Below are 13,878 nucleotides of genomic sequence, written 5' to 3'. Positions count from 1 at the left end.
CTCTGAACATAAAAAAAGAGAAGACCTATCAGGTCCTCTCTAGATGTTAGCTTTTCGTCACCCACTACAGTTGACAAAGAGCCCTCTTTAAACAGTTTGTTCTAGGCAAAAAATATGGCTCTAATACGTTTCCAACGTCTGCGGTCAACAAAGAGATAAACGATTAGGGCAATTAAAGCTATAAGCCCAGATACTATAGCGTTGACTACTAGGGCAATCCAGAACTTACTTGCAAAGAAGACAATACCTCCTAGCAAGGCAGCGATGAAAATTGTAAGAATAAAGATACCCATATAGAGCCACTGTCCGCCACCCCGATTGAAGAGCTGAGTGACTTCCTGCCAATTCACTTCCAATAATTTAAGGTCACGTTCAAAGAAATAGCCACCTACAAGATAGGTTGTTACGAGAAAACCAAGAGCGAAACTTGCCACCAAAATAGGATGGAGATGTGCAAGGAATATTAAACCAAGTCCTCCTAGTAAGAGGGATACACCGACTTGCAAGCCATAGAAAATCCAAAACTTTTGACGAAGATAGTCACCCGTATTGATTGGCAGGCTACGGATAAAGTCAAAGTTTGTTCCCTCTAAGGAAGTTGCCACCCCAAGAAAACTTGTTGGTTGCGCTGAAAAGAAACCAAAGGCAATTCCGACTAAAAGCATGAGCCCGAAATAGTCTGGACCTAAATCTTTCAAAAAGAAGGCACCTCCGCCCAGCATGATCATATATAATACTGGTACCACATAGGTATTGATAATGAGGGTTGAGTTTCCCAAAGTAGATAAATGATGGCGAACCAAGACCTGTCTTTGACTTCGAGTAACAACTTTTACCTGAGTCTTTCTAGCCTTTTTGTTATAAATGGCTTCGTGGAAATAACGAGGCATTCTGACTTTATAAAACCAAAGACCCAAGATAAGCACTGAGATAAGAGGAAGATAAAAATTTAGTAGAGCCTCCGGAGATAGAGGAGCAGCTACCACATCATAGTAACCTCTTAGATAAGGCAACAAAGGAAAATCGATATGTCCAGCACCCTTAACATAACCATTAAGAAAACCAACCATCATGATAGGGAACATAATCAATAGGGTTGACAGGGTCATCAAAATAGTCGAATAGAGCTTTTGACGAGAACTGCGAACAATCAGCGTTCCAACACTATTAGACAGAATCACTGAAAAAACGAGATTGATAAAGAGAGAAACGATAAAGGATAGAAACCCCACGACTATCCCCAGCGGGCCAATAAATTGCCAGTAAGCTAGAATGAGAAGACTAAGGATAGGTACCATGAAGGTCATCCCAACCATAGAACCTGACAAGGTCTTGGCCAAAAAGACTTCTGATGGCTTTAAGGGAAGAGGCAGATAAGCCTTGCTATCCTTACTATCGTAAAAGGTACTATAGAGAGCCGTAAAAGTCTGGAGAAGCCCCATGACTGAAAATGTCAAAAGATATAGGGTTAAGACTCCAGGATTGGCCTTATAATCGACACCTACAAAAAGATAGCTATATACAACCGTAAAAACAATTAAAATCAAGAGTTGTTGTCTAAGCATGGCATTAACGATGGAGAAATTAGCCTTTTTCTTTTTCTCCTGACGTTTCTGTAGGTTAGTTACTGCTTGAGGATTTGCATAGAGGAGATTAATTTTAAAAAGCTCCCAAACATGGTTCCAGTTCATGACTACACCTCCTCGATCTTACGTCCAGCCATTTCCAGATAAATAGTTTCCAAATCCTTGTCAGGGTACTGAGACTTAAGTTCCGCTAGAGACCCTTGGAAGATGAGTTTTCCTTTCTTCAAAATAGCAATACGATCACAGAGCTGCTCAGCTACACTTAGAACGTGGGTTGAAAAGAGCACACTATTACCCTCCTTAGCGTGGTTACGCATGGCTTCTTTCAAATCATAAGATGCCTGTGGATCCAGACCAGTCAAAGGCTCATCCAAAACCCAAATCTGCGGATTTACCAGAAGAGCACCGATAACGACAACCTTCTGACGCATACCGTGAGAGAAGGAAGAAATGAGGTTATAGCGACTTTCCGTCAAGTCAAAGGTAGCCATAAGATTAGTCAAACGTTCCTCAACCTGACTAGCTTCCAAATCATAGATACGTGTCAAAAAGTACCAATAGTCATTAGCAGTTAAATTTAAGAATAAGTCTGGTGAATCTGGCACATAAGCGATTTTTTTCTTGATAGCATCACGATGTTGGCTGAGGGCCATATCATCGACGTAAACTTCACCGTAGCTAGCTTCAATGATAGACGTCAAAATGGAAATAGTCGTGGTCTTACCAGCCCCATTGTGACCAATCAGACCAAAAATCTCACCATCTCGAATCTCGAGGTTAAGATCTGAGAGAGCATCCTTATCTTCATAACGTTTCGTTACGTGTTCAAAACGAATCATCTTTTATCCTTTCTTGAGAATCTATTTAACAATAGTCTCATTTTACACTTTATATTAGATTATAAATTAGAGTTGTTACCTTGTTTTTTATGAACAATACTCTAAGAACACTGGCAATAGATTTAGATAAGGCTATTTCCTTACCTTCTCATTTATTGTATCATTTCAAAGATACAATTTCAAGAAAACGTTTGTAAAAACGAGACAATTTTGCATTCGATCTTTGATAATGCTAAACTTATAGTATTTAGAATAAATAGGAGGAAAATCACTGATGCCAACTGGAATTATCATCAACTCGCTATCTATTATCTTAGGAGGAATCGCTGGAGGGCTCTTCGGGGACTATCTCAGAGACGATTTCAAGGAAAATCTTAACCTTATCTTTGGTCTAGCCTCTATGGTAATGGGGATTAGCGCTATTATGAATATGGTTAATATGCCTGCGGTTATCTTTGCAGTAGTTATCGGTACCATCCTTGGGCTGGCCCTAAAATTTGGAAACCTCATCAACAAGGGAGCTGGGCTTATGGAAAAAGGCTTGTCCAAGATTACACCAAGCAAGCAAACAGGGTTAGCTCACGATGAATTTTATGCGCAGCTCTTGACAGTTATCGTCCTTTTTTGTGCGAGTGGTACAGGAATTTACGGGAGTCTTGAGTCTGGGATGACAGGCGATGCTTCTATCTTAATTTCTAAATCTATCCTAGATTTCTTTACGGCTATGATTTTCTCTTGTAGTCTAGGCTACATCGTCTCCATGATTGCCATTCCACAATTTATCGTTTTCTTCCTCCTCTTTGTGAGTGCTGGTTTCATTCTCCCTCTAACAACAAAAGCCATGATTGGAGACTTTAAGGCTTGCGGGGGCTTTCTCATGATTGCGACCGGTTTTCGTATTATGAAACTGCGTCAATTCCCAACAGCAGATATGATTCCAGCCATGATTCTGGTTATGCCTATTTCCTGGGCCTGGGTCAATTGGGTGGTTCCTTTGATTAGTTGATATTAGGATTAAAATAAACTAAAACCGTTAGTCTCATGCTGACGGTTTTTATCTCTATTTATTGCTATTATGGATCCTAACTATTAAAAACTAGTAATGTTTGTGGCAGTTAATTCTAATTTTTCTAACCTTGTTTAGACTAAGATGAGTTTGTTATAATAGCCCTTGTAGGCCTAAGCAACCTACAAGATACTTTTTTTCATAACTATTTCCATCCTCTAATATTTTAACGAACTTACAATACTGATGGAAATCTATCGAAAAGACTGGTGTGTGCACACCGGTCTTTTTTGGTGGGATTAAGACACAAAAAACCACTCTTTCACCATGAAAGAATGGTTAGGCTATAGCTTATACTTCTACGACTTCCAAGTCTTTTCCACCTAGGAGAATAAGGTATTTATCAATCTTATCTATTTGATAGGCTTGGCTGAGTGCTTTAGCATAGAGGCTCATTTGACCTTTGTAACGTTCCTTAAGTTCACTAGGATGAGTGAAGCGGTCCGTCTTATAGTCAAAGAGGACAATACGGTCTTCAAGAAGAAGGTAGCCATCGATGATACCACGGACGACAAAATCTTCTTTACTAGCGGGATCTTCTGCCAACATAGCAAATGGTGCTTCACGACGCAACTTACCACGGTTAGCTAGAATGAGCTTCCCAAGTTCGGTGTCAAAGAAGCCTAGTAACTTTTCTAACTGCACACGCGCCTTAACTTGATCATCTGCCGATACCCGACTCAACGCCTGTGTCAAATCTTGGAGGGTCACCTTGTCAGAAAGAATCAAGCGTTGCATGAGTTCATGGGTGGCTGACCCAACTGCAGCTCCAGTGACCTTAGTTTTTTGCCCAAAGTCTGGAAGCTCAAAGGTAGTGGTAGTCTCAAGAGGTTGCACTTCCTCTTTCTTGTCCATAATATCCACCCCTTCGGTATCCATAACAGGTTCGTAGAAGGCTTTGAGCTGGCTCGGCGTACGCACAGATGGTAGATCAATCGCTGGTGCATAAAGTTGGTTGAGTTTTTCAACACTTTCTAAGACAGTTAGAGCACGCTTAATGTCTTCCGTCTGGCGATTGTTAGATAAATCATCAGCATTTACTGCTGCTTGAACTTCAACCTGACCAATAGCCTCTGGCGTCAACTCCTCAGCCTCAACAAAGCGAACAGTAAACTTGAGATCCTTTCTCATAAAGGCGGTATCCAAAGCCATAACCCAATCCTGATAAGTAGCGATTTGGTCACGTAGAGCTACTGGTAAGCGATTATTTTCGACATCCGTACCAAATTGCTGGGTTAATTTTTCCTTACTCCCCTTACCAACTAGGTAGAGTTTTTTCTCTGCACGAGTCATTGCAACATAGAGCAGACGCATCTCTTCTGAGATACTTGCTCTGCGCTCTTCCCTACGATTTTCCTGGAAGGTTAGGGTCTCTAGAACAACATTTAACTTGGGCAAATTGGTGTTTATCTGGTCTTTAAGGTCAGCTAGGTACTTAATGCCAAGTCCTTTTTCACGGTTGATAATATACTTACCACTTAGTCCATCCCTACTGTGACCAATGAACTTGCGATTCATCTGCAAGACAAAAACATACTTGAATTCTAGCCCCTTGGACTTGTGAATAGTCATGAGGCTAACGGCATTTTTGGGAACCAAGTCTGTCACTTCCTCTAGGTCGTTACCGCTAGAAATGATCTTATCAATCATACCAATAAAACGAGAAAGTCCCTTAAAACCAGTCTTTTCATAGGCATTGGCACGCAAAGCAAGGGCGTAGAGATTGGCCTGGCGTTGCTCAGCTCGTGGAAGACTGCCAACATAATCATAATAGAAACGATCGTCGTAAATCTTCCAAATGAGGTCGTAGAGCGAGTGCCACTTACTGTAATCACGCCAATCTGCCAGAGTCTCAGTGAAAAGAGTCAACTTGGCATCAAGTCCTTGTGTGACAACTTCCGGATGAAGCCCTGTTTTAGTGCAAGCTACAAGAAGCTTGTCATAGAACTGTCCTTCGTCAGCCTGAACAGCAATACGAGCCAAATCATCCTCGTTGAAATTAAACATCGGTGAACGAAGGAGGGCAACGAGGGCATAGTCATTAAGAGGATTATTGATGGTACGAAGGGTATCCAACATAATCATAACTTCTAGCGACTCTAGGTAACTTGACTTGTACTCGTCAGGAACCAAAGGAATTCCGTGCTCCTCGAAGCTTGCCATCAAGTCCAGATAGGTGTTGCGAGTTGGTGCTAGGAGGGTAATGTCCTCAAAACGTACACCCTGCTTATGAAGGTTGATAATTTCTTTGATAACCAAGGAAATCTCACCACTACTGATAGGTTGATCAGCACCTTCTTCGTCAGGAGTCACACTTGCTTCATCACTATTGTAAATCAGAACCTCAGTCTCATTTTCAGGATGGGGCTCTTTTTGCTTCTCGCTACCTGCTACCAACATGTGTGTCTTGTCATAGAGGATGTCCCCGATTTCCTGATCCATGAGGTGGCTGAAAACACCATTGGTCGCATCAAGAACTTCAGATTGGCTACGGAAGTTCTCTTTAAGGAGAATCAGCTTACCTGCATCTGGATTTTCAAGGAAGAGCTGGAACTTGCCATTAAAAATCTGAGGATCCGCCTGACGGAAACGATAGATGGATTGCTTGATATCTCCCACCATGAATCGGTTGTGACCGTTAGAGAGGAGCTCCAACATGCGTTCTTGGGTATGGCTATTGTCCTGATACTCGTCTACCATTACTTCATGGTAACGGTCACGGTAGCTGGCTGCCACCTCTGGATTTTCCTCCAAAATACGGATGGCAAAGTGGGCAATATCTGAGAATTCAAAGGCATTTTCCTGAATCTTGGCCTGTAAATACTGATCTGAAAAATCAAGCACAAAGGCCTGAAGCAGCTCTAACAGAGGTAGGATGTCATCATTATGCTTGGTCAAAACCTCGAGGACCGTTAGTTGGGTATCAGTCTCACGCAACTGGGCCACAAACTCATTTTTGGTCTTGTTGTAAGCTTCCTTGTAGGCCTTGAGTTCCTCGTCTTTAGGACGGGTCATATTTGTCAAGCCAGTCCCTCCTGACAGAGTCAAGAGTTGTTTGAGCAAGTCCTCCATATCGGTTTGGTCATTGGCCAAGGCTCCCTCCAGAAGGCTAATGGCATCTGACACATTATTCAGATACTTGGCCTTGGCAAATTCACGCTGAGCTAGACCTAAATGGTCTCTTAAGAAGGCTAAGAAATCAGCCAACAAGCCATCTTTGAGACCCTCTAAAAGCTCAACTTTAGCCTTGTCTGGCTTGGCACCCGTCTGCCCTTTTAAGAGATTCTGACGTAGCCATTTTTCAGGACCTGCAGTAGCCTGAGAAAAGTTATAGACATCGTAAACTAGATCACGGAAGGCCTTACTAGTCTTACCATTTCCAGCGAAGTTGCGGACCAATTTTTGGAAAAGTTGGGCATCCTTCCCTTGCATGTAATCATTGAAAAGATCGGTATAAACCTCATTTTTCATGAGTGTCTGCTCAGCAGGATCTGTCATAATGCGGAAAATAGGTGACACCCCCAGGAGATAGCCATACTGATTGACCAATTTCTGGGTGAAGGCATCCATGGTTCCAATATCAGCCGTCCCAATTTTGGCAATCTGGTCTGAAAGAAAGGCACGCTCTTCATCCGTCTCAACTTCTCCCAACTGCTCTGTCAGACGCTTTTCCAGACGCTCTTTCAACTCACCTGCAGCCTTTACCGTAAAGGTTGAGATAAAGAGTTGGTCAATACCAACGCCACGTCCAATCATATCAAGGATACGCTCAACCATGACAAAGGTTTTTCCTGATCCGGCCGAAGCTGACACAAGAATATTGCTACCATTACTGTAAATGGCTTCAATCTGCTCAGGTGTTAACTTGCGTTCCTTGTCAGAAGCTGCTTCTTGGGCAATGCGTTCCTTAATCTCTGTTGGACTTAAAAAAGCTTTAGTCAACATGGTTGTCCTCCTGGTCTTTTTTGTCTGCTTTTACAGCTTGATCAGTGACTGGAAAGGGGATGATATTTTCAGCAACTTGCATCTGATTATTGTCCTCGTCTTTTGTCATCAGCTCCAAATAGGCTTCCTTCTTGCCCTTACTTGGTAAACGCAAGAGTTTACGAGCCTGTCCCATGTGGCGGTCGGCCTCAAAATGAGTAATAGACTTGATTTGATCCCCTTGAACAGACTTGCCATCCTCGGTATAAGGATTGACCGCAAAATTCCCACTTCGAATAATCTCAGCAGCATCTGTAAAGAGTTTTATATTGTAGTCTAACAAGGTTTCTAGGTACTCCTTATCATAGGTGACAGTCTTTTGTAAATCATAGTTTCCACCAGCCAGATGCTCTGTTTCTGAAGCCACAAAGAGCCCCTTATAGGTCAATTCCTTATGAGCCTGAGCTGCTAGCTTATCCAGACCAAACTGAGCCAAGTTAAGCTGTGGGTCCTGCATGTGAAGATACATGGCACCAAAAAGCTGGTCAGCATCGACCTTATAGGTTTGTCGAAGGGCCTCCAGATAGGTCACCAATTGCGGACTGAGGCCATTGTAGAATTTCTGAATGTCAAAGACATTTTTACCTGATTTGTAGTCAACGACACCCAGAGCCCCATCCGTTAAACGGTCCACTCGGTCAATAATCCCTGTAATCTTGATGCTATTTGCTAAAAGCAAGTCAAACTTGGCTTCCTCACGCTCAACCTTAACCGCCGCATTGTCACGCAAAACACTGGCAGTTGAACGGGCGATATCTTCCAAGATCTGACGAGACAAGCGACTCTCTTGGTCCTCGGTATAGAGAATTTCAAAGGGTTGTTCCTGATTGGTCTGAGCAATAGCCTTTTCCAATTTATCATCGAAGTTTTCTGACGAAGAATCACCCATCACACGCTCAAAGACACGGTGTAAATAAGTCCCGTGGTGTCGAGCATCTGGATGGATGGATTCCAACTCTTCAAGTCCCAAAACATAACGCAAGAAATAAAGATATTGGTTGTTATAGAAGGTCGTCAGAGCCGAAGCTGATAATTTTAGTGGTTCTTCCCCCGGAAAGACCAGCTGCATGACCTGATCATCCACCTTGGTCGTCGTCACATCGTCAATCACATTTGGAATCAAGACTTGGTCCTTATCAAGTCGCTTACGGAGATAACGCACAGCAACTGACCAAAACGTCTGCGTTTCCTTGTCCAAATCAGCATCTAGATGGCTACTGTTAAGGGCAATGACAGTCGATAGGAGGTCCTTGTAGTTCCCAATCTGGTCACCCTTAGCCTCGAAACGATTACGTCCCTTTTCAACCAAAGGAAGACCAAGGTCAAGAAGTTCCTTCAAATAAACCGACATGTCATCCTGCGTCTCATTGAGAATTTGTGGCTGACTAAGCACCAATTGTTCACTAGCCGCATTGAAAAGCGACATAGCCACAAAATGCCCCCGCTGACTATTACTCTGCGTAACAATATCCAAACTCCTATGCTCATCCGTCGCCTCATTGATACGATTACGCTCCTCATCAGACAGGAGACTCTTATTTTGCCCAACCTTTGGAAAATGCGACTGAGTCATGCCTAAGGCAAAAACATAAGGAGCTGAATGTGGTTGAATCAAATCGTATTTCTTCACATTGACCACATCAACAGTGGCTGGGACCGTACGGTAATCACAAGCCAACATTCCCGAACGCAAAATTGACAAAAAGTCATCCACTGACAGTGTTTCTTCCCCAAAAATAGTCTCAACCTGCTCCAAGAGTTGGGTGAAAGACTTCCAGACCTGTTCATTCTGTTCTTTTTCAGCTTCACTGGCCTTGACAGTCAAAGCAGCCATCTGATTTGGCACTTGTACAGTCCCTAAAAAGACCGCAAGTTTCTTAAGCAGACTAGAACCCTTTTGTTTGCGACTGTTAAGTAACTTGTCCAAAGGCTCTACCAGTTGTGAGCGCAAGGCATTAAGCTGGTCTAAATCATACTTATCACGACTATTGGCCGTAAAATCAGACAAGAACTTGTGACGCCCCTTGATATCTGCAAAATTGACATAATACTCAAAAAGGTCTAAGTCCTCTTGAGTAAAACCGCCATAGAGACCTGATTTTACGAGATTAAGCAAATCCTCGGCACGATAATTATAGCGCTTGATACGCTCTAGCGAATCCACAAACTGCACCAAAGGATGGCTAGACATGGTTTCTTCCTTACCGAAATAATAGGGAATATCAAATTTTCGGAAAATCTGACCCACCTGAAGCTTATAACTCTCCTCATCACCAAGCAGGACCAAGATATCCTTGTAGCGCTTGCCATCCGCCAGCAACTGACGAATACTCTTGGCAACCTGAGCCACTTCTTCCTTTTGGTTGACCACTTCCCAGACCTGCAAGGCTTGCTTGTCTTGATCAGTAACCTTCTCATCCACCGTACTAAAATCATGACGGCTTTCTAAAAGACGACTAATACGTGCAAAAGAAGGATTGCCCTCTTTGTCTGTCGTCACGTAGTCAGGTGTCACCTTATAAGTCTGAGCCAAAGTCTTCAGAAAATCCACTGAAGCCTGATAAACATTGCCATAAACAAAGTTAGCCTTATAAGCTTTTTGACTGGCATAGGTCCCAATGACAATCTGGTGGCACTTATCATTCAAGAGTGCAACCAGTGCTTCCTCCTCAGCTGAGAAACGCGTAAAACCATCAATGACCAAAACCGTGTTACTCAAGGCCTTATCGAGGTGGCCTGAGGTAATCTCCTTGAAGAAGGCACTGAGTTTGGATTGATTGTCGAAATCTCCCGCCAACAAGAGATCCTGAGCCGCACTGAAAATCCTTACCAAATCCTCTTGTTTCTCCGCCTGATCCAAATGCTGCAAATCCAGAACTGTCATATTAGCCTGCTGTAACTCTTTGTAAAGGTCCACCAATTGATTAATAAAGTTACTATCCTTGCGTAAACGACCATAAACCTTGAGCTCATCATCGCCCATATGTGACAAGACCTTATAAAAAATCATGGCCAGACCAGTATCATCCAGCTGAGTTTTCGGGTTACTCGTATTGAGAATAAAGTACCTAGCCATCTGAGTAAAACGCGTCACCGTAATCTCAAAGGACGCTGACTGAGGCAGGTAGTCCAAGACCTTACGCTCCTTTTCAAATGATAGGGCATTAGGAGCAATATAAAAGACCCTCTTTCCCTTTTGAGCATAGCTAGTTGCCTGCTCCGTCAGAATTTCAGTTAAATCCTGAGACATATCCGTATAAAGTAATTTCATAAGACGTCCCTTTCTTGTCTCTACACCAGTCGTTAGGCTAAGCAAGAATTGCCATTCACTTAGCGCTAACAACCACTAATCCTTGCTATTATAACACAGAATGAAGCAACAATCAGACTCCTCCCTTATCCCTTTCTAGCCCTCTGTCCTATGGGCCGGACATAAGCTTAAGCTCAACAGCAAAGAGCCCTACTTTATGGATCTGTAACGAAAAAAAGAGCCAAATCCTTTGATTTAGCTCCATATATTTATTTAAAAATCAATTCCTGTTTGAAGAGGTAATCACCACTGCTTGTAATCAGATTGGCATCACTATACTTCCTAAGAATATCCTTGGCTGAGTGAAGGTTAAGACCAGAGGTCTTCTTCTGATTTTCTTCCTGCATAATGGCATCAAGGTCAACTTTTTCTTCTTGCGTCCTATTTTCCATGACGAAATGGTAGCTCCCATCCTTATCATGGCGATGGAAACTAAAATTGATTTGACTGGCAGGTACCTGCTCACTCTCATCAATCGCATTACTAAAGAAAATGGACACCAGCAAGGTCAAGTCAACCACGTTCATGGTAAAGCCTGAAATTTCCTCAGGAATATCACAAGTCACTGGAATATTACTACGTTTAGCCTCCATCATACGAGCCGAAAGAAGACTACGTAAGGGCAAGGATTGAATATTTTCTAGCTTAGGATTATCAATGACACGGAAACGTTCAAACTCCTTGGCACTCTCTCTAAGAACATTCTGATACACCTGTTCAGCAAGAGCCTCTTCCTGGTCACGCACCTCCTCTGAAAATTGTTCCACAACCGTCTGATAAGACTGTCTGTATTGTAACAATTCATTGTAGAGAAGATCAATCTTTTGGTTGGCCTTGGTCAAACTATTCAAATGCCGTTTTTCCTCCATGGCCAAACTTTCTTCCAAATACTGCCTAGATAGTTGATTAAGATGAGCAATTAGGAAAATAAAGGCTACTGCAGATAAGAGAACCCATAACATACGAAATCTCAATTCCAAATCTGGAGAATAACCAGGTAACCAGTCATCTAAATTCACACTGAGAAAGATTCCCAATAAATAAATGGCCATTGCTAGAGCAACTCTTCTAGAAATCTGGAGATTATGAAAAGAGTCATCACTATAGACCTTCCAACGCTTCAAATCCAAGCCCAAGAAACGGTCAAAAACAAAATAAAGTGGCAAAATCAAACCGTAAGATAAGAGATAGAAAAGAGCATTCGACCCTACCTCAGCGACAGGGAGATTCAAGAGAAGGGGAATAAAGAAGAGTCCCAATAAACGATAAAGTAAATCTGACGTCACCACTGGAAACAAGGTATGAAAAGCATACTGCGTTACCGTCCAAGTCTTTCCTTTAGCCAGAATAGCCAAAACCATCAGAATAAAGACATCAGCAATCATGTTCATACTCTTAATATTATACTGAAGGACCACATCTAGCAGGGCTAAGGTCAGAAACACCGTCCAGGAGATACGAATGTCTGTCATTCGTTTGAAAATAGCACAGTTTATCGTCAGCGTTATAATAATCTGAATGGCTAGAAAGGCATCTGTATTATAGAGATTTAAAAAATTTATTCCCAAAAACGACTCAAACATCGAATCTCCTTTCTATATATTTTTTTACAAGTTGTTTAGTATTCAAATTGCTGTCTATAGATGAACTTATCATTCTTAAAGCTAAGTTTAGACTGAGGGTAACGCTCCATAATATCTTCGATCTGTTCATTGATTGACAGATGATTCTCGTACGCCTTGTGAGGTGCCTTAGCGCTGTCTTGCGAAAGGGTTGTCTCTACAGAGAGGACCTGAACCTCACCACTTTGGTAATAAGACAGACGAACTAAGCTATTATCTTGACCATGAGCTCTCAATAAGGCATTGTCTAAGAAGGTCGTTAGGACAGCTGATAAATCCACTATATCAATATGGGATGGGGATATAGGGTCTGGAACCTCCATGATAAAATCAATTCCGACAGCATGAAACTCCATATACTTACTCTCAATGACGGAACGTAACAATTGAGAAAGCAGGTTGGGAATATCTGGCATAACCTTGCTGAAGGGAACTTCTTCCTCAGATAGGTTTTGACTGTCTCCCTCTTGACTAGTAGCCAGAACAGTCTTAGCCTTCTTAGGTACAACTACCTTAGGCACTCCATCACGGTATAACTCCTGATAAAGATGGAGGATATGCCTACTAGATTCCTGTAAACTCTGGAAATGACGTTCCTGCTCCTCTTTCAACTCCAGAAAAAGTTCATCCTTTATCCACTGATTGGCATAGGAAACAACGATAAAGAAGGCGCCTGTTGCCAATAGAACGACCAACTTAGCATAATTGTTAACCACTTCCACAGGCCAGATACTAGCAAAGTAAGGCATGAATTCATTTAAAAGCCCATATGAAAGAAAGGCAAAGCTAACCCCAATAACAATAGGGGTGAAGTGTATGCGCAAACGCTCCTTTTCCTCGACCTGCAAATATTCATAACCAATAAAACGGTGAACCAAGAGGTAAATAGGATAGGTAACTACCACACAGATAAACTCCGTTAAAGATTCTGGAATACGGCTAGTCAAGTCGGCTCCCAAAAGTAAAGGAAAGACGATTAATGACAAGCCCCGTATAATGATATTAGTTGTTCCCCAGGCATAAAAGCTATTAAATACCGGCTCTATCCATGGCAAGTCTGGACGTTTGTAATAACTAAAACAAAATAATATGAGAGGATTAAGTAAAAATTTGAATCCCATAGGAAGAAGGGGAGTCAAAACAACTGACAAAAGACCACCTAATAAAAGTAGCCTCCAAGAAATCTTGACCCTACCAGCTGCATGAAACATCAGATAATTGACAAAGAAAATCAAGAGTGTGTCTATAGATACTAGCCAATGAAAATCTTTAAAAACAGCAAATAGCGATTCAATAATAAAAGTCATTCTTTTCCCCCTCTCCCTTTAATCTGATTTAAGAAACTTCCTCAAAAATCCCCTAGGAAGCCCTTTTTACAACACTACTCATTATATAGCTTTTTGTAAGTTTTCACAATAATTAAATTTCTAATAAAGTCTATAATACCTCTAAGAATCCATTTATTTATATA

General features: G+C 41.9%; 7 protein-coding genes. 1 reads left to right on the top strand and 6 read right to left on the bottom strand.

The annotated features are described in order from the left end of the window. Positions 1–101: 101 nt before the first annotated feature. Both H7U04_RS08280 and H7U04_RS08275 read right to left on the bottom strand, forming a co-directional pair. Complete coding sequence (locus H7U04_RS08280; RefSeq protein ID WP_073688448.1) at positions 102–1,691, bottom strand: DUF4231 domain-containing protein; 1,590 nt, start codon at positions 1,689–1,691, stop codon at positions 102–104. Between the two features lie 2 nt (positions 1,692–1,693). Continuing rightward, entirely contained in the window at positions 1,694–2,425 is a 732-nt protein-coding gene (locus H7U04_RS08275) for an ABC transporter ATP-binding protein (RefSeq protein ID WP_002891761.1), read from the bottom strand. A gap of 274 nt (positions 2,426–2,699) precedes the next feature. Between H7U04_RS08275 and H7U04_RS08270 the strand changes: the two genes are divergently transcribed. After that, positions 2,700–3,431 (top strand): DUF554 domain-containing protein, encoded by a 732-nt coding sequence (locus H7U04_RS08270; protein WP_037599106.1) that lies wholly within the window; start codon positions 2,700–2,702, stop codon positions 3,429–3,431. Positions 3,432–3,782: 351 nt separating this feature from the next. Here H7U04_RS08270 and addA read toward each other — a convergent pair whose 3' ends face one another. The 4 genes from addA to H7U04_RS08250 all read right to left on the bottom strand — a co-directional run bounded on the left by addA (position 3,783) and on the right by H7U04_RS08250 (position 13,714). Next, entirely contained in the window at positions 3,783–7,436 is a 3,654-nt protein-coding gene (gene addA, locus H7U04_RS08265; RefSeq protein WP_110981192.1) for a helicase-exonuclease AddAB subunit AddA, read from the bottom strand. Continuing rightward, a complete protein-coding gene (gene rexB, locus H7U04_RS08260) occupies positions 7,426–10,746 on the bottom strand; it encodes an ATP-dependent nuclease subunit B (protein WP_201042926.1) in 3,321 nt (1,106 codons plus the stop codon). The genes addA and rexB overlap by 11 nt, the downstream gene beginning before the upstream one ends. Before the next feature lie 248 nt (positions 10,747–10,994). Further along, a complete protein-coding gene (locus H7U04_RS08255; protein ID WP_070839219.1) occupies positions 10,995–12,368 on the bottom strand; it encodes a GHKL domain-containing protein in 1,374 nt (457 codons plus the stop codon). A 35-nt stretch (positions 12,369–12,403) separates the two neighbouring features. After that, on the bottom strand, positions 12,404–13,714 hold the full coding sequence (locus tag H7U04_RS08250; RefSeq protein ID WP_201059653.1) for a hypothetical protein: 1,311 nt from the start codon (positions 13,712–13,714) through the stop codon (positions 12,404–12,406). Positions 13,715–13,878 lie beyond the last annotated feature (164 nt).

It is taken from the genome of Streptococcus sp. 22.1 (assembly GCF_016648645.1).
Taxonomy (GTDB): Bacteria; Bacillota; Bacilli; order Lactobacillales; family Streptococcaceae; genus Streptococcus.
The sequence above is the reverse complement of the archived record's forward strand: the minus strand, read 5'-3'. Positions and strand labels throughout refer to the sequence as shown.